Origin of the sequence: Bacillus sp. SD075 (genome assembly GCF_017355165.1) — a bacterium.
Classification (GTDB): domain Bacteria; phylum Bacillota; class Bacilli; order Bacillales; family DSM-1321; genus Peribacillus.
This window is the reverse complement of record NZ_JADILK010000007.1, coordinates 43,257-70,249: the sequence shown is the minus strand read 5'-3', so window position 1 is coordinate 70,249 and position 26,993 is coordinate 43,257. Positions and strand designations below refer to the sequence as shown.

The 26,993-nt window shown below is 42.1% G+C and carries 28 protein-coding genes and 2 riboswitches; of the genes, 6 read left to right on the top strand and 22 right to left on the bottom strand.

Annotated elements, in window-relative coordinates; translation table 11 throughout:
- Positions 1 to 5: 5 nt before the first annotated feature.
- Genes IOC57_RS07685 through IOC57_RS07640 form a run of 10 tightly spaced genes read right to left on the bottom strand, consistent with a single transcriptional unit; the run spans position 6 to position 9,336 of the window.
- Entirely contained in the window at positions 6 to 1,130 is a 1,125-nt protein-coding gene (locus IOC57_RS07685; protein ID WP_207438164.1) for a cobalt-precorrin 5A hydrolase, read from the bottom strand.
- Entirely contained in the window at positions 1,127 to 1,903 is a 777-nt protein-coding gene (gene cobM / locus IOC57_RS07680; protein ID WP_207438163.1) for a precorrin-4 C(11)-methyltransferase, read from the bottom strand. The genes IOC57_RS07685 and cobM overlap by 4 nt, the downstream gene beginning before the upstream one ends.
- Entirely contained in the window at positions 1,900 to 2,607 is a 708-nt protein-coding gene (cobI, locus tag IOC57_RS07675; RefSeq protein ID WP_207438162.1) for a precorrin-2 C(20)-methyltransferase, read from the bottom strand. The genes cobM and cobI overlap by 4 nt, the downstream gene beginning before the upstream one ends.
- Positions 2,600 to 3,814 (bottom strand): precorrin-6y C5,15-methyltransferase (decarboxylating) subunit CbiE, encoded by a 1,215-nt coding sequence (gene cbiE / locus IOC57_RS07670; protein ID WP_207438161.1) that lies wholly within the window; start codon positions 3,812 to 3,814, stop codon positions 2,600 to 2,602. The genes cobI and cbiE overlap by 8 nt, the downstream gene beginning before the upstream one ends.
- Positions 3,798 to 4,910: a cobalt-precorrin-5B (C(1))-methyltransferase gene (locus IOC57_RS07665; protein WP_207438160.1), complete on the bottom strand. Its 1,113-nt coding sequence runs from the start codon at positions 4,908 to 4,910 to the stop codon at positions 3,798 to 3,800. The genes cbiE and IOC57_RS07665 overlap by 17 nt, the downstream gene beginning before the upstream one ends.
- 3 nt (positions 4,911 to 4,913) lie before the next feature.
- Complete coding sequence (locus IOC57_RS07660; protein WP_207438159.1) at positions 4,914 to 5,561, bottom strand: precorrin-8X methylmutase; 648 nt, start codon at positions 5,559 to 5,561, stop codon at positions 4,914 to 4,916.
- 12 nt (positions 5,562 to 5,573) lie between these two features.
- On the bottom strand, positions 5,574 to 6,344 hold the full coding sequence (cobK, locus tag IOC57_RS07655; RefSeq protein ID WP_207438158.1) for a precorrin-6A reductase: 771 nt from the start codon (positions 6,342 to 6,344) through the stop codon (positions 5,574 to 5,576).
- A complete protein-coding gene (locus tag IOC57_RS07650; RefSeq protein WP_207438157.1) occupies positions 6,341 to 7,297 on the bottom strand; it encodes a sirohydrochlorin chelatase in 957 nt (318 codons plus the stop codon). Before IOC57_RS07650 ends, cobK begins: the two co-directional genes overlap by 4 nt.
- A gap of 18 nt (positions 7,298 to 7,315) precedes the next feature.
- Entirely contained in the window at positions 7,316 to 8,953 is a 1,638-nt protein-coding gene (gene cobJ / locus IOC57_RS07645; RefSeq protein ID WP_207438156.1) for a precorrin-3B C(17)-methyltransferase, read from the bottom strand.
- A gap of 14 nt (positions 8,954 to 8,967) precedes the next feature.
- On the bottom strand, positions 8,968 to 9,336 hold the full coding sequence (locus IOC57_RS07640; protein ID WP_207438155.1) for a (2Fe-2S) ferredoxin domain-containing protein: 369 nt from the start codon (positions 9,334 to 9,336) through the stop codon (positions 8,968 to 8,970).
- Positions 9,337 to 9,486: 150 nt separating this feature from the next.
- Positions 9,487 to 9,676, bottom strand: a riboswitch (cobalamin riboswitch).
- Between the two features lie 202 nt (positions 9,677 to 9,878).
- Positions 9,879 to 10,074: riboswitch (cobalamin riboswitch) on the top strand.
- On the opposite strand from IOC57_RS07640, the gene IOC57_RS07635 reads away from it, so the two are divergent.
- The 5 genes from IOC57_RS07635 (at position 10,058) to IOC57_RS07615 (ending at position 12,930) form a co-directional block, all read left to right on the top strand.
- On the top strand, positions 10,058 to 10,216 hold the full coding sequence (locus IOC57_RS07635) for a hypothetical protein (protein ID WP_207438154.1): 159 nt from the start codon (positions 10,058 to 10,060) through the stop codon (positions 10,214 to 10,216). It overlaps the preceding riboswitch by 17 nt.
- A gap of 33 nt (positions 10,217 to 10,249) precedes the next feature.
- Positions 10,250 to 10,993: an energy-coupling factor ABC transporter permease gene (locus IOC57_RS07630; protein WP_207438153.1), complete on the top strand. Its 744-nt coding sequence runs from the start codon at positions 10,250 to 10,252 to the stop codon at positions 10,991 to 10,993.
- Between the two features lies 1 nt (position 10,994).
- On the top strand, positions 10,995 to 11,303 hold the full coding sequence (locus IOC57_RS07625; RefSeq protein ID WP_207438152.1) for an energy-coupling factor ABC transporter substrate-binding protein: 309 nt from the start codon (positions 10,995 to 10,997) through the stop codon (positions 11,301 to 11,303).
- Entirely contained in the window at positions 11,290 to 12,066 is a 777-nt protein-coding gene (gene cbiQ / locus IOC57_RS07620; protein ID WP_207438151.1) for a cobalt ECF transporter T component CbiQ, read from the top strand. The genes IOC57_RS07625 and cbiQ overlap by 14 nt, the downstream gene beginning before the upstream one ends.
- Before the next feature lie 18 nt (positions 12,067 to 12,084).
- Positions 12,085 to 12,930, top strand: a complete 846-nt coding sequence (locus IOC57_RS07615; protein WP_207438150.1) for an energy-coupling factor ABC transporter ATP-binding protein — start codon at positions 12,085 to 12,087, stop codon at positions 12,928 to 12,930.
- Positions 12,931 to 13,031: 101 nt separating this feature from the next.
- Here IOC57_RS07615 and IOC57_RS07610 read toward each other — a convergent pair whose 3' ends face one another.
- The 12 genes from IOC57_RS07610 to IOC57_RS07555 form a co-directional block, all read right to left on the bottom strand.
- Positions 13,032 to 13,250 carry a YozQ family protein gene (locus IOC57_RS07610; protein ID WP_207438149.1) on the bottom strand — a complete coding sequence of 73 codons (219 nt, stop codon included), beginning with the start codon at positions 13,248 to 13,250 and terminating at the stop codon, positions 13,032 to 13,034.
- 177 nt (positions 13,251 to 13,427) lie between these two features.
- Complete coding sequence (locus IOC57_RS07605; RefSeq protein WP_207438148.1) at positions 13,428 to 14,855, bottom strand: alanine/glycine:cation symporter family protein; 1,428 nt, start codon at positions 14,853 to 14,855, stop codon at positions 13,428 to 13,430.
- Positions 14,856 to 15,585: 730 nt separating this feature from the next.
- Positions 15,586 to 16,350: an SDR family oxidoreductase gene (locus tag IOC57_RS07600; RefSeq protein WP_207438147.1), complete on the bottom strand. Its 765-nt coding sequence runs from the start codon at positions 16,348 to 16,350 to the stop codon at positions 15,586 to 15,588.
- Positions 16,347 to 17,375, bottom strand: a complete 1,029-nt coding sequence (locus tag IOC57_RS07595; RefSeq protein ID WP_207438146.1) for an ABC transporter substrate-binding protein — start codon at positions 17,373 to 17,375, stop codon at positions 16,347 to 16,349. Before IOC57_RS07595 ends, IOC57_RS07600 begins: the two co-directional genes overlap by 4 nt.
- On the bottom strand, positions 17,372 to 18,130 hold the full coding sequence (locus IOC57_RS07590; RefSeq protein ID WP_207438145.1) for an ABC transporter permease: 759 nt from the start codon (positions 18,128 to 18,130) through the stop codon (positions 17,372 to 17,374). The genes IOC57_RS07595 and IOC57_RS07590 overlap by 4 nt, the downstream gene beginning before the upstream one ends.
- Complete coding sequence (locus tag IOC57_RS07585) at positions 18,130 to 18,873, bottom strand: ABC transporter ATP-binding protein (RefSeq protein ID WP_207438144.1); 744 nt, start codon at positions 18,871 to 18,873, stop codon at positions 18,130 to 18,132. Before IOC57_RS07585 ends, IOC57_RS07590 begins: the two co-directional genes overlap by 1 nt.
- 11 nt (positions 18,874 to 18,884) lie before the next feature.
- Positions 18,885 to 20,330 (bottom strand): acyl-CoA reductase, encoded by a 1,446-nt coding sequence (locus tag IOC57_RS07580; RefSeq protein WP_207438143.1) that lies wholly within the window; start codon positions 20,328 to 20,330, stop codon positions 18,885 to 18,887.
- Positions 20,327 to 21,415: a LuxE/PaaK family acyltransferase gene (locus IOC57_RS07575; protein WP_207438142.1), complete on the bottom strand. Its 1,089-nt coding sequence runs from the start codon at positions 21,413 to 21,415 to the stop codon at positions 20,327 to 20,329. Before IOC57_RS07575 ends, IOC57_RS07580 begins: the two co-directional genes overlap by 4 nt.
- Before the next feature lie 651 nt (positions 21,416 to 22,066).
- Complete coding sequence (locus IOC57_RS07570; protein WP_286184620.1) at positions 22,067 to 23,341, bottom strand: Nramp family divalent metal transporter; 1,275 nt, start codon at positions 23,339 to 23,341, stop codon at positions 22,067 to 22,069.
- Between the two features lie 69 nt (positions 23,342 to 23,410).
- Entirely contained in the window at positions 23,411 to 24,592 is a 1,182-nt protein-coding gene (locus IOC57_RS07565) for a thiolase family protein (RefSeq protein ID WP_207438141.1), read from the bottom strand.
- Complete coding sequence (locus tag IOC57_RS07560) at positions 24,592 to 25,281, bottom strand: 3-oxoacid CoA-transferase subunit B (protein WP_207438140.1); 690 nt, start codon at positions 25,279 to 25,281, stop codon at positions 24,592 to 24,594. Before IOC57_RS07560 ends, IOC57_RS07565 begins: the two co-directional genes overlap by 1 nt.
- Before the next feature lie 6 nt (positions 25,282 to 25,287).
- Positions 25,288 to 25,944, bottom strand: coding sequence for a CoA transferase subunit A (locus tag IOC57_RS07555; RefSeq protein WP_207438139.1), 657 nt, complete (start codon positions 25,942 to 25,944; stop codon positions 25,288 to 25,290).
- 231 nt (positions 25,945 to 26,175) lie between these two features.
- Between IOC57_RS07555 and IOC57_RS07550 the strand changes: the two genes are divergently transcribed.
- Positions 26,176 to 26,961 carry an IclR family transcriptional regulator domain-containing protein gene (locus tag IOC57_RS07550; protein ID WP_207438138.1) on the top strand — a complete coding sequence of 262 codons (786 nt, stop codon included), beginning with the start codon at positions 26,176 to 26,178 and terminating at the stop codon, positions 26,959 to 26,961.
- Positions 26,962 to 26,993 lie beyond the last annotated feature (32 nt).

The window sequence follows — 26,993 nt, the reverse complement described above, 5'->3', positions numbered from 1 at the left end:
CCTCCTTAAAAAGGAATGATTCCAACTGATATGGTTACGTTCCCCGATTTTTTCTTAACTAGCTCCAATTGATCAGTTTCAGTATAAATCCTCACAGCCGGTTCACTCACACCATATGCACCTGTGTATTTAAATACAGTATCGGATGGTGCTTCGATTTTGGCTTGATTAAGCTCTTCCGGTTCATAATGCACAAATTCCCAGCCGAATTTTTCAACTACTTCAATCAAGCCGATTTCGTCTTTCTTTATGGAAATTGTGCAGAGCGCTTTAACGCTTTTTAAAGAAAATGATAATTCGGCTAGTGTTTCTGCAATCACCTGCTCAATTTCAGCCGCCGCTGTTCCCCTATTGCAGCCGATACCGAGAGCAATGACTTTGGGACGATATACAATCCCATTTTCCAGGATCCGCTTTTCCGACTGGCTAAGCAGGCGGTGAGTCACGACCAGAGCTGCTTGCGGCTTTGCTTGAAGCGCTTCATCAATGGATGGATATACGATTATTCGTTCAGGTAATGCCGTTTCATAAGGCCACCAGTTCCGTTCACCTGATTCCTGTACAACGGCAACATGCTCTTCATTTACAACGGATGCACTTACCGGCGTCAATTTTTCTGCTGAATCCCAAATCCAATCGAAGCGCTGGCCGAATAAGTCGACAGGAATCGTCTTTTGTACATCCGATGCCGTGGTGATTATAGCCTTTGCATCAAGAGCTGCAGCCACTTCCTTAGTCAATTCATTTGCTCCTCCAAGATGCCCTGACAGTACACTGATGACATTTTCCCCTTTATCATCAATGACAACCACACCTGGATCCGTCTTCTTATCCTTCAAAATTGGTGCAATCATCCTGACTACTGCCCCGAGTGAGATAATTAATATGATTCCTTTATATTCCTTGAATAAAGCTGGTAACAGCATACGGACACTGCCCGAAAAAAGCTGGATCTGTTTATGCTCTTCGTCCCCTTTTTCAAACTTGCTCATGTAATATAGATCGGAGTTCGAAAAAACGGTATGTAATTTTCGTGCCAGCTCGACACCATGCTTTGTAATGGCCACAATCGCATAAGTATGAGATTGTTTAATGGGAGCAAGTTCCGCTTCTTTCAATTCAATGATCATGGTTTAACACCTTTTCTGAAACCGTGAGTAAAACTTGCATCATATAGTTTGGAACGGTATTCATCTTTATCATGGATAGTAGGATCTAACGCCCATCCAGCCAAAATCATCGCATGCTTGCGGATACCATTTTGACGCATATCATCATCTAAGTTCACTAACGTGGTTCGGATAATTTTTTGGTCCGGCCATGTTGCCCTTTGAATGACTGCTACCGGAGTATCATCCTTCCAACCGGCTTCCTGGAGTTCTTTAACGATTTTTTTTGTCAAGGTCGCACTCAAGAAAAGGGCAATCGTACAGTGATGGCTTGCCAAATCACGTAATTTCTCAAATTCCGGAACAGGCGTACGTCCTTCAGCCCTCGTTAATATGAGTGTCTGAGTTAAATCAGGGATGGTCAGCTCTGCTCCTATTGCCGCTGCTGAGGCGAATACCGAACTCACGCCAGGTATCACCTCATAGCCAATACCCTCTTTCTTCAACAAGACTATTTGTTCCATGATTGCGCCGTACATAGCAGGATCCCCTGTATGGATTCTTGCAACCATCTTTCCTTCTTTAACACGATCAACCATGATGCCGACAATTTCTTCCAAATGCATTCCTGCTGTTTTTAGCACCTCGGCATCGGGTTTTGCCTTAGCAATCAATTCTTCATTCACTAATGAATCCGTATATAAAATCACGTCAGCCTTTTGAAGAATGTTCAATCCTTTTACGGTAATCAAATCCGGGTCACCTGGGCCAGCACCTACAATATATATCTTCATTTTCTCACCACCATCAATGTTAAGTATTCCAGTTCAAGTCCTTCCAATTCACTCACTTTCCAAATCACTTCTTCATCGGAAGTGACTTTGGTTACGACCGAGGCCTTTTCAACCAAGTCCAAATCTTTTAAAACGGTAATCATTAAATCGATGACCTTTGCCACTTTGATGAACACCACGGCATCATGATCTTCGATCGCCTTCTTCATCAATTCATAATCATCCCTTGCTGGGACTATAGCAACATGATCATCACCATCAGCCAAAGCGATGCCCAGCCTAGACGCTGATCCATTAAAGGAAGAGATGCCCGGGACTGTCTTGATTTCGACTTCGGGATGCAACTCCTGCATCAATTTCATCATATGTATGAATGTACTATATAAAAGCGGATCGCCTTCCGTAACGAAAGCAACATCTTTTCCTTCATATAATTTTTGCCAAACTTTTTCAACCGTTCCGTTCCATTCCCGATCCAAAATCGATTGATCTTTCGTCATTGGAAAAACAAGGCCCAGCATCTCCTTTTCTTCAGGACGAATATAAACTTCAACGATGCGATGGGCGTAGCTTTTACTTCCTTTTCTTTTTTTGGGATACGCAATGACCGGAGATTCCTGAATCACGCGAAATGCCTTTACTGTAATAAGCTCTGGATCGCCTGGGCCCACGCCTAGGCCAAATAATGTACCAAGATTACTCATTCATGTCTTCCTTTCGTTGTGCCGTAATGATATAAACCGGATTAAGCGGTACAAATCTGTTCATTCCCAATATTGGCTTACTTCTGGAGATTTGGGCATGCATGATGGAAGTGTGAAAACCAGCTTCCGCAAATGCCTCATTAGCCCGGTAAAGATTCTCAATCGTCGCAGCATTTAGAACGATCCTGCCGCCTTCTTTAAGGCGTTTGCAGCATGTTTTGATTAAATCTACCATTTCGCCGCCAGTCCCGCCAATGAAGATCGCATCAGGATCAGGAAAATTTTCTAATCCCTGCGGAGCTTTTCCATGAATTGCCGTTATATCGGTACGGAATTTACGTTGGTTTTGATAACAGTTTTCTAAATCAGGCTCATTTTTTTCAATTGCGAAGATTTCGCCTTCTGAAGCAAGCTTAGCTGCTTCAATGGCCATTGATCCCGTACACGTCCCAATATCCCAAACTATGCTGTTTTTCCTGAGCTTCAACGCATGCAGGCTTAATACCCGAATTTCCTTTTTGGTTATGAGTCCCTTATCCGGCTTGCGCTGCGAAAATTCTTCATCTTCTATCCCTAAGGACCAGCTTGGACCTTCTGATTTTCTTTTCAAAATGACGACGTTCAACGGGGAAAATTCCCGCTCCACCATTTCTTCAAGTTCATACCAGCCAGAGTCTTCCGCTTCCCCTTGAAGATTTTCAGCCACAAATGCCCGGTATTCAGTCATTCCGAATGAAAGGAGATATTTAGCCAGTTGATTGGGGCTATTTTCGATGTCTGTAAGCAAGGCCACTTTCGCTTTCCCATCAATCCTTTGGGCCAGCCCTTTCATACTGCGGCCATGGATACTAACTAGGAAGGCATCTTGCCAGCTTTCCCCCATTTTTGCAAAAGCAAGCTGAATTGAACTGAAATATGGGTAAACCTCGATGTTGATTTTGCTGGAAAGGTATCCTCCCATTCCATAAAACAATGGGTCACCGGAAGCTAAGACAACTGTTGAACGAGTTTCATCCTGCAGTTGTTCCACGACCTTTTTCAAACCGCCCTTTATGACAATCCTTTTGCCAGAATAGTTCGGAAAGAAGGATAAGACCCGTTCACCTCCGACCAGTACTTCACTTTCTTCTATCCATTGGACATATTGGGGCAGTAAGCTTTCCTGACCGTTATCCCCTATCCCGATTAATTTAATCGATTGACTCAATTCCAACAGCCCTTCCCAGTAATTGTCCTTTCAACGAATAAATCGCCGTTTCCATTTCAATGCCGCCCTTCACTTGGTTTATGGCAGAGCGACAGCAAGATTCACATAGTTTATTAAAAAAATCGAAATTATTGATCGCTGACATCATATCCCCGACTTGTGATGCTGTGTTTGCATTCTTGATTTCAAGTACAAGATCAGCTTCAGCTCCGACACTTTGAGCTATTTCCGATAGAAAACCGAAGTCGACCGGGGCACTTTTTGAATGCACCATCATCACACCTTGGGCCACTTTGGAGAATTTACCCATCATACCGACAAGTGAGACTTTTTTAATTCCCTGCCTCTTACATTGCTTAAGTGAGAAGCCTACAAAGTCACCCATTTCAATAAAGGCTTCCTCAGGTAAATCCTGGAGAAGGCCCATTGCATACTTTTCACTTCGCCCGCCAGTGGTTAGGACAAGGTGCTCACACCCACTCGCTTTGGCGACACTGATAGCCTGGACGATACTTGCCATATAAGCGGAACTGGAAAAAGGGACGACAGTGCCCCTTGTTCCCAAAATGGATATGCCTCCCACAATCCCCAAGCGGCCATTTAATGTTTTTTTCGCTATTTCTTCACCTGCGGGCACGGAGATGACGACTTTCACTCCTCTATTGATTTTAAATTCTTCCAATGTTTGTTGCACAGTGGTTAAAATCATTTTGCGCGGTACAGGGTTAATGGCAGCTTCTCCTACAGGTACGGGAAGACCAGGTTTGGTCACACGGCCCACACCGGTCCCACCATCCAGGATAACTCCAGCTGCATCCGTCCAGCTGACAGTAGAGATAATATGTGCCAGATGGGTGGCATCGGGATCATCTCCGGCATCTTTAATCGTTTCTGCACTAACCGCATTTTCCGATATATCATATTTCTCAATAGTGAAGGTGGCATCTCGGCCGATGGGCAAGGAAATCGTTGCTTCCTCAAGTGCATCCCCCGTGATCAAAGCGATCAATGCCGCTTTGGTCACGGCTGTCGAACAAGCTCCCGTCGTATAACCATGACGCATTTGTGAGGGGTCTTTTTTCACTTTCTTTTCCATTTTTTAACTATCAGCTAAAAGGGAAATCGCGTTCAATGCTGCAACCGTGACAGTACTTCCACCTTTTCGGCCAATATTCGTAATGAATGGCACTTCTGTGATCTTAGCCAGTTCCTCTTTAGATTCCGCTGCAGAAACAAACCCAACAGGCATTCCAATGATTAAGTCGGGTTTTGCAATCCCTTCTTTAATAAGGCGAATAAGCTCAAGTAAAGCGGTAGGTGCATTGCCAATGGCATAAATGCCCCCTTCATTTTCATTTACGGCTTTTTGCATCGAAATGATCGCCCTTGTCGTATTCAAACGTTTTGCTTCTACCATCACATCCGGATCTGAAATGTAGCAATGAACGTCCCCGCCGTGTTTATGAAATCTCTTTTTGCCTGTACCGCTCTCGATCATTTGCACATCCGCAATGACATGTCTACCTTTGCGAATAGCTTCCACTCCAGCTTGAATGGCATTTGGATGGATGATGACACTTCTTCCCAATTCAAAATCCGCTGAAGCATGAATGACCCGGCGGACGATCTTCCATTCATCTTCAGAAAAATCATGATTGCCCATTTCCTCAGCAATGATTGAAAAGCTATAATCATATATTTTGTCCGGGTCTACCGTTAGTGGTTTAAAATCCGTTTTAAAATCCATCTTGCATTCCTCCTATTTTTCATTTAACTGTTTATACAACTCGGCAATGACATGATCAAAACTGGAATGAACATTTTGATAGTCCACATCCGGCCGCGATATCATAATCGTCTCTATTCCACATTCCAACGCGGCTTCCAATTTCTCGTCAACCGCTCCGACTTTGCCACTTTCTTTGGTTATCATCAATGTAACGCCATACTGTTCATATAGAGCTTTATTTAATTCTTTGGAAAATGGGCCTTGAATCGCAACGATATTTTTTTGTTCAATGCCCAGCTGTGCACATTTTTCCATATTGTCCATGCGTGGCAGCATTCTTGCTATGACTCTGGTATTCTCTAGCCCTACCAATTTTTTTGCGAACACGGCCAGGGTTTTACTTCCTGTCGTGAGCATGATGACTCCACGTTTTGAAGCGGCAAGTTTGGCAGCTTCCTCATAATCACGGACCACTATCAATTTATCGTTCTGAAACCGTTGACTTTCACGCTCATAACGAATATAAGGAACATTTGCTGCCTTTGCTCCGTTAAGGGCGTTTTTGGATGCTTCTTCCGCAAATGGGTGACTTGCATCAACTACCGCACGAAAACCTTTTTCAGAGATAAAAGATGTCATATCCTCTGCAGTTAAACGGCCAATCCGGGTAGATATCCCTGCATCTTGCAAACTCTTAGCCGCCGACCCGGTTACAACAGTTGCCAAAACCTTGAATCCCACCTGCTGCATCTCAATCGCTAATTCCCTTGCATCACTTGTACCCGCCAAGAACAAAATCATTTTGACGCCCCCACCACTTGCCCATCATGATCGTGATGATGGCCGTGGTCATGATCGTGATCGTGGTCGTGGTCGTGGTCGTGGTCGTGGTCGTGGTCGTGGTCGTGGTCGTGGTCATGGTCATGATGGTGATGGTGGTGGGCATGTCCATGTTCCTCGACATATTTACGATAGTTTTCCAAATCACGCGCCCCGCTTGATCTGCCTTCACTGGCTTCAATTACTCGTTCTTGCAGAATGTTCTGTAATGTTCGGTGATACCCAAAATACTTCGCCAAAATGAATTCTCGATCCTGATATTGCTCGTGATAACCTTTCAGCATACCCTCCATTCTTTCCATCAACACCCCTGTGAAGAGGAAGTACGGCAGCATCACTACTTTTTTTGCCCCTAACCGGATGCATCGTTCAATACCTTCATCAACGTGCGGGTCCGTTACGCCCATAAAGGCTGTTTCGACCCATTTAACGTTTAATTTTTCCCATAATAATCGTGAAATTTTATATATATCACTATTTGCATCAGCATCACTGCCACCTCGGCCAATTAGCAATATTGCTGTTTCAGCCTGTTCAGCGGTTGTATCGAATCCCGCTTCTTCAAGACGGTCTGTCAGGATTGTCAATATATCATGGTGAACCCCGATCGTTTGGCCATATGTGAATTTCACTTCTGGATACTTGGTTTTCCCATCCTCTATTTCAGCTGGGATATGTAATTTCGAATGTCCTGCATGCAACAAAATGATCGGTATGACGATAACTTCAGTAGCCCCTCTTTTTACACAATTATCAATGCCTTTGGCTATATTCGGTACCGCAAATTCCAAGAAGCACGTTTCTACCAAGAAGCGTCCGTCCATTGCCGGAATCATATTTTCAATAAAATGAAGCACTTCTTCATTTCCCGAATTTAAGCGGCTTCCGTGTCCTACAAACAAAACTGCTTTCATTTACTTTCCCCCTCTTGATTAGTCTTCACAAGGCGCAGGCTCTATGTTTATTTTGGGAGCGATGTCTTGATAAGAAAAATTCTGTATCTTTTTCGAACGTTTGAAGTATTTAAACAGCCGCTCATTTGGATGGGCATTTTCCTTATACTCGCCGACAATGTCAGCAATCAGTTCAACAAGCTGTTCCGGTTCAATGCCTTCCGCAACCGGCTGACCTGGATGGGCTGTTCTTCCAACCGGTTTAGCTCCAAGAAATAAGTCGAATTTCCCTTTTCGGAAGACAATCCCGATATCATCCATCACAGCACTATAACAAGCCATCCCACACCCATTAAAACCGATGTTCAGTTCCTTGGGCATTTTCATTCCGCCAAGCACCCGGTGTATTTCATCCGCATAAGGAATGGATTCCGCTTTTTCGCCATCACAGAAATCACAGGCTTTTAATGTCAGTACATCTCCTATCGGTGATAAAAGAAAGTTTGCAGATTGCAATTTCCCCGTAATGACTTCCGGATCCGTTGTTGGAATCTTTAATACGATTTTATGATTCGGCGTGTATTCCATCGTTCCCTTATCCCCGACCACTTCCGCAAGTGTCATCATTTGTTTGGGAGTGAATTGTTTATTCGCCACACCTGGACTAACGGCAAGTTCGAATACCGACTCCATTTTTTGCTGAACAATCGGCTTAATGGATTGCAGAACGGTCTGGCCCTTGACTCTTGACAGGGCTTCCATGGCCATTTCAAAGGAAGCTGGCTTCTTTTCTGGTGCTTTTGTAAGTAATCCAACTCCTCCAGCAGACTCGGTAATGGCTTCTTGGTCTAATGCCCACGGTTCCGCTTCTTTTTGAAGACGCTGATGCGGCTTCAATGCTTGCTTCTCCGAATTCAAGGTATATTTCCTCTGATAGCCTCTTGGAGTGATGATTTTGTCATCATATAAAAAGGTGGATGAATTACCGATAACGACGGTGGTCAACATTCCAATATCGTGATTCAACATTTCCTTCAAATTGGTTATGACAATATCCTGCCTATCGCGATAAGCACTTTTCACCAACCCGACAGGTGTATCGGGCGAACGATAGCGAAGGAGAATTTTCTGTGTTTCTACAATTTGCCTGGTCCGCCTGCCGCTGCGCGGATTATACAGTGCAATGACAAAGTCTGCCGCTGCAGCCGCCTCAACCCTCTTAGCGATCAGTTCCCAAGGAGTTAAATGATCACTGAGGCTGATCGTACACGAGTCGTGCATGACTGGTGCCCCAAGTAAAGATGCACAAGAGTTGATTGCAGAAATGCCAGGAATGACTTCAATGCCCACTCCAGTTTCTTCTTTCCAGCCTTTTTCAATCAATACTTCATAAACCAACCCTGCCATCCCGTAAACTCCGGCATCTCCGCTGGAAATTACCGCCACTTTCTTACCCAGCTCCGCTTGTTTCACTGCTTCTTGGGCACGTGATACCTCTTCAGTCATCCCCGTACTAATAATCGTTTGATCTGTAAGCAGTCCCTGAATGAGTTCAACATAAGTTTTATAACCGATGATGTAGTCACTTTCTTGAAGGGCTTCGACAGCACGCTTGGTAATGTGTTCAAAATTCCCTGGCCCAAAGCCCACGACGAATAATTTACCGTTTGTACCCATTAAGACATCTCCTTTTACGCTTTGTTCTTTGAAATACCCGTATGAGCAGGAAAATCTGGATTAGGGTTCATTTCCCCACCATTGAATTGGTAGATCATCTGTGGAACAAACTCCCCATCATCATAATTACTGACGATCTGCCGACCGAAATCAGGCGTTTCCACTCGATACCAGTTTCCTTGGGGATAGGCAATCACAACGCAGGCATCCTTACATCTTCCGTTACAGCGTGTCCTGGTTGTATGGATTTTCAAATCAAGTCCTTTTGAAGTAATTTCATCGCGAATCGCTTGGGTTACTTCTTCCCCGCCCTTTTTCATGCAGCTGCTCCCATTACAAATCAACAGATGTGTCTTTGTACCCGTCAAGTTCCAAGTAGTCATCTTTTTCCTCCTGAATTCAGGGAAAAGGCAAAATAAAAAACCTTAACATTAGGGTCAAGGTTTAAAAAAACTATATGAATGAGGAGCACCAGGCAAACATGCCCAACCTCCCAAAATCGTCATAGTCCTTCTACCTTTCCCTCCGAAAAGTATCATGCAATTTTAAAAGCAGGTTTCCTGGCTTACGCTTCATTTTACTTTGTCCCTTCCCGGCATCATGCCAGTGGCTATCGACAATTTCATCAGCGTTTACAGTAGCGGGGGCTGCATCGGATTTTCACCGTTTTCCCTATTATCCCTTGCTTGTTCACACAAGAGCACTTTTAAAATGAAATATTTGGTTTTATTATACATTTCTAACTAACTTAATCTATCATATAACAACTTTATCAAAATTCAATAGTTTATTCCGACTGTTTAGAAAAGTTTAATAGTGCAAAACCAGTTGAAATCCTTTCCTCACACCAAACTTCGTACCGAAAAAAAAAGATAGTGTAGCTGGAATTATTTCTTTATGGTACACTATACGAGAATTTTCAAAATAATTACATAAGTTTCATGGTGTTGAATTCCTTGGAATTCAGCTTAAAAGGGAAGCCGGTGAAAATCCGGAGCGGTCCCGCCACTGTAAAGGGGAGTCCTATTACTTTATCTTTAATCCACTGTCAAATGAGATGGGAAGGATGTAATGGGATGATGAACCAGAGCCAGGAGACCTGCCATGAAGCGTGAAACTGTTTCAGCCTACGAGGATGGGTGTGCGGATCAGGCAGAAAGGCCCATGGTTGGTTTATGCTGCAAATTTCCTGTTCATTACGCACTTCTTTCCCTTGGGAGAAGTGCTTTTTATGTTGGACGCCGCTTTTCTTCTAAAGATTGATCAGAAAAATTAAAAGTGTTGAAAGGAGAAAGAATGAAAAGAACCAATTGGAAAATTCTTTATTTTGTCATCTTACTGCTTTTTGTCCCAAAACGGGCAATGGCCATGCATATCATGGAGGGGTTTTTACCCATTGAATGGGCTATATTCTGGTGGGCCGTTACACTTCCCTTTTTAATCTTGGGGTACCGGTCCATCAGGTCCAAAGTACGCGAAAACCCAGAAACAAAAATGATACTTGGCCTATCGGGCGCATTTGTATTTATATTATCCGCCCTTAAGATTCCTTCCGTTACAGGAAGTTCTTCACACCCTACCGGAGTTGGATTGGGTTCCATATTATTCGGACCATTGGCCATGAGTGTCGTTGGCTCCATCGTTCTTTTATTTCAAGCTGTTTTACTTGCTCACGGAGGATTGACGACATTAGGGGCCAATGCATTTTCCATGGCGATTTGCGGACCTTTCATTGCTTACTTTATCTTCAAGGGCGCTACTAAATTGGGTTGGTCTTTCTCTCTCGCGGTTTTCTTGGCAGCTGCTTTTGGAGATTTGGGAACCTATGTGGTAACATCCGTTCAACTTGCCCTTGCTTTTCCATCCGAGGTAGGTGGATTCTTGGCCTCTTTCAGTAAATTTGCAGGGATTTTTGCCCTGACCCAAATTCCGTTGGCAATCAGTGAGGGGTTATTGACAGTCGTCGTGATGAATTTCTTAAAAAAATACAATCTAGGCGAATTGAAATTGCTGCGAGTTTTATCTAAGGAGGCCCGTTAACATGAAAAAAAGTATACTGTTGCTTTTCCTGGTCGTCATTCTTGCTACCATACCATTAATCACCCAACAAGGCACGGATTTCGGCGGTGCAGACGGCGAAGCTGAGGAAGCCATCACTAAAATCCAGCCGGAATACAAGCCATGGTTCAACAGTATTTGGGAGCCGCCAGGTACAGAAACCGAAAGCTTGTTATTTGCGCTGCAAGCTGCAATAGGAGCTGGCTTCATTGGTTATTTCATTGGTGTAACGAGGCAAAGGAATAAGCCGACCAAACAAGTCCCAGAAAAATCGAAGCATGTTACTCATTGATAAATATGCCTATTTCAATGGGCTAAAGGATGTACATCCGTTGGAAAAAATGGTTTTTGCAATCACCCTTTTGCTATTTTCGTTAACGGTAAGGGATATGGCCGTTTCGCTCATCACTTTTACAGTGATGAGCGCTTTAATCATTTTTGCGGCAAAAATCCCGTTTGCTTATTATCTTAAATTACTTCTATTACCAGCATTCTTTATACTATCAGGTACAATTACCATCCTTTTTTCTTTCACAAGTAAATTCACTTCGATATCGAATATATGGTGGTCCTGGAAGATCGGGAATTGGCAGATATTCATCAGCGATGACAGCATCGGCACGGTGATCAGTTTGATTTCTGTCGTATTCGGCAGTATCAGCTGTTTATATTTCCTTACCTTAACTACACCCGTTACCGTGATCCTATCCGTGCTGCGAAAACTAAAAGTGCCTGTCTTATTGGTCGATTTAATAGAATTAACCTATCGCTTCATCTTTATTTTTTTAGATACAGCTTTGGCGATTCACCAATCACAAGCTTCACGGCTGGGGTATGGTTCGTTAAGGAAAGGCATTCGATCTCTCGGATTACTAATCTCATCATTATTTTTAGGAGTATTGCAACGCTCTGGGCAATTGACGATGGCTATGAACGCAAGAGGCTATCAGGAGAACCTTTCCTATAGTGAAGATACTTACACCTATTCCTCACTCAATTGGCTGATCGCCATTGCAATACTAGGAAGCTTAATCTTTATTAATGGATATTTGTAAATTGGAGGCAACCCAAGAATGGCAGAGCATATTTTTCATATAGAAGGCCTCACCCATCAATACGCAGATGGAACGTTCGCTTTAAATGATCTTTCGCTAACGATCCAACACGGTAAAAAGATTGCATTATTAGGCAATAACGGTGCTGGCAAATCTACTTTATTCCTCCATTTAAATGGACTTTTACAACCTACAGCAGGTACAATCAGATTCAATGGCAAGAAAATGAAATATGACCGTAAAGCATTATTAACATTACGTAAGCAAGTCGGGATCGTTTTTCAAGATCCCGATTCGCAGCTCTTTTCCGCTAATGTACAACAGGATATATCGTTTGGACCGATGAATTTGGGATGGGATAGAAATACAGTCCAGGAGAAAGTAAATTGGGCGATGAATGAAACGGAAGTAACTGACCTCAAAGACAGACCTACCCATTTTTTGAGCCTAGGGCAAAAAAAACGAGTCGCCATTGCAGGGATACTCGCCATGGAGCCCGATGTCTGGCTCTTGGACGAGCCTACCGCTGGATTGGACCCTTATTTCTCAAGACAGATCATGGATCTGCTGGACAGTATCTACCACCCTGACAAAACGATAATCCTATCAACTCATGATGTTAATTTAGCTTATCAATGGGCTGATGAAGTCGTTGTCATGAATGATGGTAAGGTCATATATCAAGGAGATCCTATATCCGTTTTCCATGACGAATGCGTTTTGCTGCAGTCACATCTGGAAAAGCCATGGGTTTTTGAAATGTTTCAAGCCCTCCATCAATCAAGGAAACCTACAGAAAGAGGCCATTTCCCAAGAACGAAGGAAGAATTGCTTCAAATGTTGGAGACAGAACGGATTTATTAATTATGTATCCCCTAGCTCTTGTTTCATCTTTCCGAAAGCTAGGGGTTCAAACCGAACAGCAAGCGATAATTCTTGTTCCTAAAAAAACAAAAATCCCATTATTACTTTTCTTCCTTAGATCTTTCTTTCGCAAGCTCAATATCTCTTCCACTTACATCATCAACGACTGCTTTTATATCGCCTTCCGCATAAGTGTCCGAAACCTGTTCGTGGGTTCTAGCCAGTCCAGAAGAGAAGGTATCTTCCCGTTTATAATCACTAACATCATATATTCTTCCCGCGATTTCTGAAGATTCATTTTTGGATTGCTTGCTACCCATTTTTTTCACTCCTAGTTTTTAAATTGTCCAATCATCGATTGACAGCATATTAAAGACAAAGGTATTTTGTGTAAAAAAAAGAAGCAATATTCAATAATGATAAAAAATAAGGGAAATGGAAAAAAGCTTACAAGTAAAATCCTCTTTCAGAATTTTACTTGTAAGCTTAATGAGAGCTTAGCCCACCTTATTCCCATCCACATTATCGGATGGGTCACCCCAACATTCCACATTCTTTAAACCTTTAATATTGTTCACATGAAAGACAGGATTTTTCCCACTTTTCTTTTGCTTTTGATAATCGGCCAGTGCAGCAAATGCAATTTTCCCTAGTAATGCTATCGCGATCAGGTTGATAATGGCCATAAGGGCCATCAGCAAGTCAGCAAGTCCCCAAACAAATTCAAGTGAGGCAAGCGAACCGAATATCACCATCCCTACGACAGCAACACGATAGACGTTTAACCAAACCTTCTTTTCATTGATGAAGCCAATGTTCGACTCTCCATAATAATAGTTGCCTACAATGGAACTAAAAGCGAATAACAGTACGATGATGGCAAGAAAAATACCCGCCCAAGATCCCAATGCCGTTCCAAGGGCATTTTGGGTAAGGACGATTCCATCCGTTTCCTTCGATGTATAAAGACCTGAAAACAAAATGATGAAGGCAGTCGAGCTGCAAATGATGAGCGTATCGACAAAAACACCCAGAGACTGAATGAGCCCTTGCTTGACAGGATGACTGACATCAGCAGTCGCACCAGCATTAGGTGCACTCCCCATACCGGCTTCATTTGAAAACAAGCCGCGCTTGATTCCCTGCATCATGGCTGCTCCCAGTACTCCGCCAGCCACTTCTCTAATTCCATCAAATGCACTTTCAAAGATCAAAGCAAAGACACTAGGCAACTCGGTAATATTCAAGATGATGATAATCAATGCCACTATCACATAGGCTCCTGCCATGATTGGAACGATGACTTCTGATACCTTCGCAATCATTTTGATCCCGCCAAAAATGATGACGGCCGTGACCATAGCCAGGATGATTGCCGTAACCCACTTTTCAATCCCAAACGATTCGTTGAATGCGCTTGTAATCGTATTGGCTTGTACGGAGTTGAAAGCTAGTCCAAATGTAAGTGAAATCAACACTGCAAAAGTGACGCCCATCCAGCGGGCATTCAATGCTTTTTCCATATAATAAGCAGGACCGCCGCGGAATGTATCCCCATCCTTGACCTTATAAATTTGAGCAAGTGTACTTTCAATGAATGCGGAAGCAGCCCCGATCAGTGCTATTAACCACATCCAGAAAACGGCTCCAGGACCGCCCATCGTAATCGCGATGGCAACACCTGCAAGGTTACCAGTTCCTACCCGCGATGCCGTGCTTATGCAAAATGCCTGAAAGGATGTTACACCTTTTTTATCCGCAGTTGCCCCTTCACCCAAAAGCCTGAACATTTCCCCTACCATTCTGAATTGGACAAACTTCGTGCGGATGCTAAAATAGAGACCCAATCCAACCAACATGATGATCAATATGGAAGACCATAACACATCATTAGTCTCACTAATAAATTTTTCTAAGAATTCCATTAAAACAACCTCCTCTACTTCACGCTAAATATTATTATAAAAACATATACAACTATAATTTATTTCCCCTTACATTGAGGAGATAAACAAATGAAACCCATAAAAAAAAGGAAATTCCAGAATGAACCTCCAATACAATAATATATTATATCCTATCACTCTATTTTTTTCATTCACGAATTGATATTTCAGTGTCATTTACTTTAGATAATAATCTTTATCCTCTATTCATTTAACATTCATTCCCAACGGAAGTTATTTTCTATTTTTATCACCATCATTATAAAAATACTAAGGGGGTACCGTTTAAATTGAAAAACAAATAAGATTTTGCTGTGCCTATCGTAAAATCAGGAGGCAGAGACTAATAAAAAAAGGAGCATTTCAGCTCCCAAAATCCAAACAATAAGAGAGACTTAAACAGCCTCCCTATACTCATCAGTTTCTACAGTTATTAGGATTAAACTGCATACCTCGGGACATTAAATACATCTTCATTACTTGGAGCTATTATATATCTCTTTCATTCTCATAAAAGCTCAGCATTTTACCATTTACATCCTCAGCCATTACTACAGCCTGAGACACGGTCTCACCATCTGTAATGCAATTCTCTAAATCAGGAAAGCTCACATCTTGCTCAACGAAAGCATGATATTTTAAAGATTCGGTCAAATAAATGAAGTAAATGAAATGAAAATTCACTAACCAAATATTCATTGTCGTGTCGTTACATCACAAGCCCGCCATCTACAAATAAAGTTTGCCCTGTCATAAACTGACTCCAATCTGATGCCAGGAACAATACGGGTCCTGCTACATCTTCTGGTGCTGCAATTCTGCGGAGGGGAGTTTGGGATATGATGAGGTCCTTCAACTCTTCTTTTGTATCCTTGCTTGTATCAGTTGGATAGACAAGCCCCGGAGCCACGCAATTGACCCTGATCCCAAAAGCTCCGAGCTCTGCAGCTAAATTACGGCTGTACCCCATAAGTCCACTTTTTGCTGTCGTGTATTCATGGTAAGGTACAATCGGCCTTTGAACTAGATTGCTAATCATATTGATGATACTTCCATTGCTCTGTTTTTTCATAATGGGCAAGACTGCCTGGCACATATAATGTGTTGAGCGCAATGCCCCATCAATTTGCGCCTGATAATCCTCCCATTTCAGCTCCCATGACATTTTTCGATTGTCAGCATCAAAAATGTAAGACTTGAAGGCATTATTCACGAGAACATCAATTTTCCCCGCTTCCAATACTTGTTCGATCATCTGTTTGACGGACGATTCAGAAGTGACATCTCCCTGTATAGCCCACCCTTCACCGCCCAGTTTAGTACAATTCACTGCAACCTGTTCTGCGGCCTCGTGATTTTGCAGGTAGTTGATGATCACCAGTGCCCCTTCTTTCGCAAAGGCACGGGCAATACTAGCTCCTATTCCGCGGCTGGCTCCCGTCACCAGTACTACTTTCCCCTGAAATTTCTTCATTTTTTCTCCTCCGTTTTGTTAGGAAGCAAATCGTCACGTACTGACTCTTTCATATCGATGCTATTTTCAATTAGTCCTAATTGTTGGTACGTATCTGCCCCTTTTTGTAAGACCGATGTATCAAGTTCACCTAGTCCCTTACTATCGGGTTCAGAGGAAACACTGGAAGCATTTCTCAATTTAATAATTTTCAAGTTTTGTTGTTCATCTTTTCCGTCAATCGCATATTCAGTTGCTAGTGCAGCGGCTTCCTCTGGATTTTTGATCATCCACTGTGCACTGCTACTATAAGCCTTCAAAAATTTTTTCAGAACGTCTTTCTTTTCATCATACGTCTTTTCTGTGACAACAAATACATCGCTGGGCACATTCATATGATCTTTTACTTCCATGACATTTACTTCACCCAATCCTTTTTGTTTAGCGACTACTAATCCAGTATCTGTTGCAGCTGTAGCATCCACCTTTCCTTGCATCAAAGGAGCAAAATTCAACAATCCTGTCTCCACGATTTTTACATCGTTTTCCGAGAGTCCAGCCTGATGCAGAAGAACCAATAAATTTTGACGCGTGCCGCTTGTTAAACTATATACACCAATTGTTTTCCCTTTAAGATCCTGTGGCTTATTTATGTTTTTGTCTTTAAACGATACAATGTTAAACACATTTTGTGGATAGATATTATAAATCACTTTCAGCTTTTCCCCTTTGTCTAATGCAAAGAAAAGAGAGCCGGGATCTGTAAACGCAATGTCAGCTTGTCCAGAAACAATATTTTTAATGGCATCCCCGCCACCTTCTCCTGGTATAACCGAAACGCCCAATCCTTTATCCTTGAAAAATTGTTTCTTCTCATCCACCAATAAATTCGTTTGCTCAGTTATCGGCTTACTCCAATTCGCTACTCTGACCGGCTGTATTTTCTCTGATCCCGATTCCTTGGTTGTCTCTTCCTTCGCTCCACAAGCGCTTGTAATTATTGCCATCAATAATAATAAACCCATTAACATAACTTTTGATTTCATTTTTTCTCCGTCTCCTTTATAAATCGTATGACCCATTTCTTTTCCAATAGTTGCACTGCCTGATATAGAACCATTCCCATGGCCGTTAACAAAATCAAGGTCGCGAACATTAATGGTGTATCCATCATTCCCTGTGAAGCGATGATCACAGCTCCTAATCCGTCACTTCCGCCGATAAATTCTCCAACAACCGCTCCCACTATTGCCAAAACAACCGCTACGCGTAGTCCTGCTATAATACTAGGCATCCCAGCAGGTATCTTTAAATGGATCAAGGTTTGCCAGCGTGATGCTCCCAGCATTTTGAAAAGTTCCTGTTTCTGCTTATCCGTATACTTTATAGCCATCACCGTATTCTCCAATAAAGGAAAAAAACAGATCAGTGCCGTAATCACCACTTTAGAGGTCATTCCAAATCCAAACCAAAGGATAAAAAGAGGAGCTAAAGCAAGCTTCGGAACCGCTTGACTGGCAATAATGTAAGGAAATAAGAGCTTCCGTAAAAAAGGTACCTCTCCCAAAATAATGCCTGCCACAAATCCAAATACCCCTCCCAAACACAGACCCAGCAACACCTCTGATGTTGTTCGGATAATATGGGGGGTAAAGTATCCGCCCATTATGCCTTCAAAAAGAGTTTGGAAAACCACAATTGGAGTCGGCAGGACAAGCTCCGACATGGACCTTGCTGCTATTTCCCATAAAAATAGCAAAAACAGTAAAAGGATTACAGAGTATATAGGAAATCGTTTCATTACCGTGCTCCCCCCATAACCTGACGGATTTGCAAGCAAAGTTCATTAAAATACGAACTGTATCTCATTTCCACCGTTCGCGGCTTTGCAAGATTGACATCCGTTTCATAGACAATGCTTCCTTGGTCCATTACCGCTATCCTGTCTGACAGATAAACAGCTTCTGAAATATCATGTGTTATAAAAAGGACTGTCGTATTTTGCTGCTTGCATATCTTTAAAAGGTCGTCCTGTAATTCTTCTCTTGTAATCGCGTCAAGTGCGGCAAATGGCTCGTCTAAGAACATCATGGACGGCTGTTCAACCAGTGCCCTTGCAATGGCTACACGACTCTGCTGACCTCCGGATAATTGTGCTGGGTACCTCTGAAGATAGTCTGCTAACCCAACAGTCTCCAATAACTTCATCGCATACTCTTTATCTTTTACCGTCACTTTCCCTCTAAGGGAAACGGGCAACAGAACGTTGTCCATTACAGTTTTCCACTCTAATAGGGTTGGGGATTGAAAGACAAATCCGGCTTCAGTGGACGGCTTGATTACGATGTTCCCATTCAGGGAAATAGTACCGGTATCCACCTGCAGTAAGCCTGCAGCGAGCTTTAATAACGTTGTTTTCCCACACCCGCTCTTCCCAAGCAAACAATGAAACTCCCCTTCTTCGACTTTCCATGTTACACGATTGATAACTGCCCCTCTGCCCTGATAGCTGTATGTCACATCATTCACTGTCAAAAAAACCATTCCATTACCTCCTAATCAACATAAGGGGCGAACCTTTCACTGTACACTTCAGCAGAGGACTCTATATCTACCATGTTGATCAAATCTAGTAAATTAAAGCGGCCATCGTGATGCCATCCCGCTTCTGGGGACGTCATACTGCCCAAAGCCGTCAACCGCGTTACACCAATCCCCCCTAATAACTCGGCCCAGTGAAAAAGTTCTCTTGGACTTGCAGCTATACCAGCGGTTTGGAGGAAAGCACGGTGAGGCTCAATGGAAGGAATCAGGTCCTCTATTTTTTCAAAGGCTATCACCTTTATCACTCGATTTAAACTACTTGGAGTGAAAGAAATGCCCTTCCCTTCGTATACCACGGTCCAATCAATATTTCCCAATACTTCTTTTTGGGAATCATAAAAAACGCTCATCTCTTCCCTTTGACGCCACGATGCTAGCATTGCAGACTCTTCCATTGAAAGACTCCGCCGAGGATACCTTTTTTCCATGTTTTCGAGTTCATGTGCAAGATTTCTCGCAAATTCTTTTGGTGAAACATTGCCGCCATGTTGGACATAAAAAATATGAGGAGAGTAGCAGCCTTGCTGGTCATAACGGATGACATCAAGTGCCGCTTGACGTGCCGTTTCAAAAGCTTTTTGTGAATCCAGGCTAAAACGAGAGATCAACCCAAAACTGATTTTATGCCCATAAGCCAAAAATCGGGTGGTTATTGGCGTTCGTCTTTGAAGAGACTCAAGCGAAGTGTTGCCGCCGTAGCCTACTACAACATCACTTTGTTCCAGTATGCATGTTTCCCGCTCTTCGTCGCCTCCTTTCCACCAAACAATGGCAAAGCAATCCGCTAATTTAGGTTCAATTTCCACTAACAAATGGGCAAACAAGCCCGCAAACAAAGGCTCCGCACTTGAGACCTTCCCAATGTTTCCTGACTTGGTAAGCAAGGCGGAGATAAAACTCCACAAAGGAAGACCAGGGACATTCCCCGACCAAATGTGGGTGATTAGATTTGGACCGACTGCCTTAGAGAACCCGCCTTTGATACGAGGTTGAAAGTCATCAAGCAACAGGGGATTTCCAAAATCTTCAACAACAAAGCGTTGGAGTTCATGTTTGCGGAATTTCTTCAAATAGTATGTAAGACCAAGACGAACCATTTCCTCATCGTACCCTGTAATGATCGGCAGAAGCTGTTCAGCCTTTTGACGGTACGGTGAACGACGATCCAGCAATCTCTCAATCGCTTTGTCAATCATGTCCATGATTTCCACTGTTGTAAATGCTTTTAATGTCTCAGCACTCGCCCTTTTAACCTTTTCTACGACCTTATTCATCTGTGCTATCGTAAGAAGGGGAATCTCCACTTCCACTTCTTCATTCTTTCTCTTAAATACTAAAATCCTTTTTGTGAAATCTTCATCCCCTATATCCGGTAAATATCCTGCAAACTCTCTCATTCCGAAAATCCCTTTGCAGCTTTTAAAAACTCATCCACCGCTATGGAACAACCCTTTGCCTCTGTTCCCTGCACTCTCCCTAATAAAAGAAAACCATCATCCACCTCGACCCCTAAATCTTCTGTTAGGATGGTAGTGACCGAATTAAAATTAGCTAAATCACAATGAACAAGTACTCCTCGCTCACCCTTTTGAACCTCTTCCCCACTTAAAGGATTAATCACTCTAGTCCTTATCCAATGCGGTCCCGATTTTACAGGAGGAACAGTCTCGTTACCATCATCATAAAATTGCGTGCTTAGCTCGGTCATCCCATACATATTGATACAATCAGACCGGTCTACACCTAAGTAAGTGGAAAGCAAATCATAGAATTCATCCAAACCCAATTCCTTTGATTGATTTTTATATCCTCCCGTATCAAGGATTTTACTTCCCTTTGGTAAACGGAATATCTTTCCCATTCGTTCTAATTCTTCGATCATATGTACGAAACTAAAACTCGCGCCTACAAGGGCATAAGGCTCCCCTGTTTTTCCCGCATACTCAAGGTCCTTCAGCAAACGGTCCATATCAATTCCACTTTCATTTAATAGATAGTGACTATCCTTCGTACCGAATTCACGCATTCCAAGACCCAAGTAGCGGGCTAATGAAGAGTTAGGCATTTCCATTTCAGTTGGAAAAAGAACCCCCATGCGGATTTTCTCCGTCTCCTTCATAAACCTTTTTCTAAAATTTAAAATCATGGACTCATCAAACACTTCCAGTGTGGGATGATAATGTTTGCCCTTAATTCCTTTTGTAGTTCCGCTCGTCATGAAAACCGCTTCTGTTCCAGAGGGATCTATGGAGCTTAGCGTGACCTCTTTAAAAGCATTAATCGGAACGGCCGGAATATCCCTCCATGTCTTGACTACCCTTGGTGTCTTTCCTTTTTGAAAACAAAAGGTTCGATAGGGAAGGTTATGATAATATTGATAAGAAAATAATTGCAAGGCCTGTTCATTGAATGCCTTGTCTGATGTAACTTCATTCTGCATAAAGCGAACAATATTTTGGGTTATGATTTGCTGCTGATTCATCTAGAATCCATCCTCTCATAGAAAATAAAAAAGCACTTTGCGTAAGCAAAGTGCATAGTGGTCCCCTATTCACAATCCCTACGCTGGCATTACCCAACAGGTTCAAACGGTCTACGACAGTTAGTCATACTCTCAGCCTGATTCCACAGACTCCCGTAACATTAAATTTTATTCAAGTCTATTCCTTCTGCCTAAAAAATGCAACTCCATTTTCAACTACCATTACATGCATTAAATCATAGATCCATATTTCATTGAAGGAATGAACACAGATCACCTCCATCGATTTTCTCAATTTTTCATTTTAAATGAAGGTATATAATTTTTTAATTAATGGTATATAAAAGAAATATCATTCCAAACTCTAAAGTAAAAGCTATGTGCTTGTCTGCTGGATATAAACCAGGGTGAAAAACACAGCTACTTTTGGATTGAATATGTTTGCTAGGAATCCTTCTTTAGTATAATAATTATCGATGACCATCAGCTTTTCCGTGAAGGCGTAAAGCACATATGCTTTTTTTATTGAGCCAACGGTGTAGCGAAAATGAGATTTGGGGGTAAAAAAACCCTCGTATGAAAGTGAGACTGACCAGTTAAAGGGAAAAATAAAGGCTATCAGGAAAAAGATTCCTCATAGCCTTAAACCTATTATTTCGTAAAAATTTCAATAAGTTCGTTAACCCCTAAATAGACGAACATGATGAGACAAGCCGTTAAAACCAAATTAGGAACCGCTTTGTTCCTAAACTCTTTATCTACCTTTGTGGAATTTAATAATAAAATCAGGGAGATCGCCAGGAATGGCATAAATAATGCTCCTAAAGCTCCATATATGATGATTAACTCGACGGGTTTTCCGAAATAAAACAAAATCATCGGAGGGAATGTCAGCCAGGTTAGATAGGCACGATAAGCAGGTTCCGTTTCTGATACAGCCTGTTTTCCTGGAGCTTTTTTCTTGCGTATCGTTTTGACAAAGTCAGCAAAAAGATACGGAACCCCATTCCAAACTCCAAGTAAGGAAGAGAAAGCTGCAGACCAAAATGCAATTAAGAATAACCAACGCATAGGTGTGCCAAACTCAGCCCCAAGCATTTCGGCAAGTTGGATAAGCCCTTGATCATCACGGATGCTGACACCTGTGCCCGCAAGAAATTGAGCACCGATTATCAATGCAGCCAATGTAAAAATAGCTGTTAATGTATAGGCAACCTTGGTATCTGTTCTCATCATGGAAATCCAACCTTTTCCACTCCAGTTTTTTTCACTTAACCAATAACCATAGGAAGCCATAGTGATTGTTCCACCAACTCCACCAATCAAGCCTAGCATTAAAATGAAGGAACCTTCTGGAACTCTAGGAACGAATCCAATTGCGAAATCTCCAAAGCTAGGCAGGAAAAGAACCGCTGTACCGATAATCGTTACAAACATAACACCTATTAAAACTGTCATCACACGTTCAAACAGCAGATAACGGCCTGTCCAAACGAGACCGAAGCCTACAATCGAATGGACGATAGCCCAAGCCCAAAGCGGCATGATTGGAAACATGGCGTGCATGGCCAATGCTGAAGTCGATGCTGCAGCTGCTCCATAGATAAATCCCCAAATGACTGAGTAGATACCAAAATAACCTGTTGCCCATTTCCCTAATGAATGCCAGCCATCAATCATGGTTTGTCCAGTTGCCAAATACCAGCGTCCTACACCTTCATTTAAAAAGTATTTCAAAATTGCACCGACAATAATGGCCCATACAAAGGTCATTCCAAAAGACGTTCCAATAACGATAGATGTTATCAAATCGGCAGTTCCTACACCTGTGGCAGCGACAACTATACCTGGTCCAACCTGTCTTAATTTTTCCCCCATCGTAGCTGGTGGAATTTTGAGCTGTGGCTTATTAAGTTCTGTCTCCATGTAATGCCTCCTTAGATCATAAATGTCCAAAAATAATTTATTTAATGTAGTTCATTCATTTAGAATCGTCTAGGCTAATTCTAATAAAATAGCCATGCCCTGACCTCCGCCAATACATAGAGTCGCTATCCCGTATCTTTCTTGCCGTTTTTGCATTTCATGAATTAATTTCGTTATGATTATCGCTCCAGTTGCCCCTAATGGATGACCTAATGCGATAGCCCCACCATTGACATTGACCTTATCCGGATCCAGCTTCGCTTCACGTATCACGGCAAGTGATTGCGAAGCGAAAGCCTCATTCAATTCAAACAGTCCAATATCCTCAACCTTCAGACCAGTCTTTTTCAAAAGATTTTCGATTGCGGGAACCGGACCGATTCCCATATATCGTGGATCGACACCGGTTGTAGACCAGTTAACGATTTTGGCAATCGGTTTGACACCTATGTTGCAAGCCTTTTCTCGAGTCATTAAAACTAAGGAACTCGCTCCATCATTACGGCCACAGGCATTACCCGCTGTGACAGTTCCATCCTTTTTAAAAACTGGTTTCAATTGGGATAATTTTTCTAAGGTTGTTTCTCTTGGGTGCTCGTCTATTTGGAAAATCGATGTGTTTTTTCTAGTTTTTATTTCAATCGGAACAATTTGCGATTTAAAAGCTTCAGAATCAATTGCTAATTTTGCCCGATTCTGGCTTTCCAAAGCAAATGCATCCTGATCCTCACGGGCAATATTATATTTTTTCGCAACGTTTTCAGCTGTAACCCCCATACCTAAGTCTTTTCCAAAAACTTCGATTGGCTGCTGGCCATTTTCAAGATTAGAATCAACAAGGTAAGGATTTCCTTCTCCATATCGTGAATTTCTTAAATAAATGGGGGCTCTACTCATATTTTCCGCTCCGCCGGCAACAACAATATCATCCGGATTAAATGCTAAGTGCTGAACCCCCGATACAACAGCCTGAATGCCTGAAGCACATAGCCGGTTTACTGTGAAAGCAGAGGCCTCATGGGGTATACCAGCTCTTAATGCAGCAACACGTGCTAGATTAGATGATTCAGTGGACTGCCGTACCTCACCAAAAATCACTTCATTGATCTGCTCAGGTGCTAGCCCAGCACGCTCAATCGCATCTTTAATGGTTGTTGCAGCTAGATTTCCAGCCGGTACCTCTTTTAGTCGTCCTCCAACTCTACCAATGGCTGTACGATTTGCGCTAACAATTACAAATTCATGATCCATTATAATACCTCCGGATTGTTAATTCCTTCGACTGAATACGCTTTCAAACTTGGTGAAATTATAAAATTTGCAGGTGTGATTTCTTTTAATTTCTCTATCGTACACCCCTTGTCTAACTCTTCTAAAATCATTTCATTATCTTTAAATCGAAAAACTGCATATTCAGATATTAATGTCGATACAACACCTTGGGCTGTTAGTGGAATATCACAATGATTGACAATTTTCGGATCACCCTCTTTCGTGCAATGTTGAGTTGCAATGATGACTTCCTTTGCACCCACAACTAAATCCATTGCTCCACCAACTCCTAAAATATCCTTTCCCGGTACAGCCCAGTTTGCTAAATCTCCTGTTTCACTGACTTGAAGGGCTCCTAAAACGACTGTATCAATATGTCCGCCACGAATCATTGCAAATGATTCGGAGGATGAAAAATAAGCAGCACCTTTTTGTGCGGTGACCGGTAATTTCCCGGCATTTATGATTTCAGGGTCTTCCTTCCCTTTCTCTGGCGAAGGACCTACTCCAAGGAGCCCATTTTCGGTATGAAGGTATACGGATTTATTTTCGGGTATATAGTTAGCAACCAAGGTCGGAATGCCGATCCCTAAATTGACGATTGTTCCCTCTTTTATTTCCATAGCAACCCTTTTGGCTATCATTTCTTTAATAGTAAGTGACGACATCCTCGGTCAATTTCTCCTTTCCACTATAAAATCCACGAACAAATGAGGCGTAATGATCTCCTCGGATGATATCTTGCCCACTTCAACAACCTCCTCCACTTCAACTATAGTTATTTTTGCTGCACTAGCCATATCAGGATTAAAGTTCCGAGCTGTTTTTGAATAGATTAAATTACCCAACCTATCTGCTTTTTTAGCCTTCACTAAAGCTACATCAGCAAATAACGGTAACTCTAAAACATATTCTTTTCCATTAATCACGCGTGACTCTTTATTTTCTCCTATAAGTGTCCCTGCCGACGTTCGAGTATAAAATCCACCTATACCGGCACCTGCTGCTCGTAACCTTTCGCCTAATGTCCCCTGCGGAACCAGCTCCACTTCCAAGATGCCTTGCTTGACGTAACGGACGGCATCCATATTACTCGTAAAATATGAACCTATCCCTTTTTTTATTTTATTTTGGAGTAGAATCTTACCTAGACCTTTTCCTCCGGGTTCCCCTAGGTTATTGCTAATGATCGTTAAATCGGAAACTGGATGTTCAGCCAATGATTCCACCAAATTAAGAGGGCATCCTACCAGCCCAAAACCTCCTACAGCGACGGTGTCTCCATCTTTTATATACGAAACAGCTTCTGATGCAGTAATGATCTTATTCAATGTAGCTTAAAGCCTCCTCTTCCACGTAATGTAATCCCTTACATAATCAATGAAAAAAATTAAAAATAAGAGTTGTATAAATCCAACTATAGGTGTACACTATGCGTATAACCTGTACATATAGTGAACCTTGGGATAATCATAATTATCTTTTGTTAAGAAGTCAACCTAATTGTTTATTTTTTCTAACAATTACTATATATTTTCTTTATTTTTAGGAGGATGTGCGTAATGGATAATGAAACGGAACAATCATCTTATTTCGTCCAATCAGTCGCAAAAGGATTTGAAGTGTTAAAAGCTTTTGATTCAAGTTCTGCTAGTCTTTCGCTTCGGGAACTTGCAGAGCGGACAGGCATTAATAAAGCGACAGTTAGACGCTTTGCATTAACCCTTGTCGACCTTGGTTATTTAAGGTTAATAGAAGACAATAGATTTCAACTCAGCCCTAAGGTTTTGGATTTAGGGGTCCATTATTTACAAACATTAAATCTACCGGATCTTGCTCAACCAATCTTGGAATCTATCTCTGCCACTATAAAGGAATCAACAAATCTGGCCATTCTGGATGGTGCGGAAGTTGTCTATGTTTCCAGAGTGAATGCAGCTAAAAGGATCGTCGGGGCAAATTTGAAGGTCGGTTCAAGGTTGCCTTATTATGCAACCTCATTAGGAAAAGCACTTGTTGCCTGGTTACCCGAAAACGAGAGGAAAAAAGTTTGGGGAATCACCAATATCGAAGCCTTTACCCAAAATACAATCACCACTTATGAAAAATTCGAAGAAGACTTGGCCATGACCAGGTCACGGGGTTATGCGTTAGGTGATGAAGAGCTAGAGGAAGGACTCCGCTCCATTTCAATGCCCATTATCAATTGGCAGGGGGCAACAATAGCCGCAGTAAATGTTTCTACTCAGGTCATCCGAACAGATAAAAAGAAATTATTAGAAATCTACTTGCCAGCCCTTCAAGAAGGAGTTAAAAAATTAAATCATCAAACGGGATCTAAAAGTTAAAATCAAAATACACACTTGAAAAAATTGAGGCC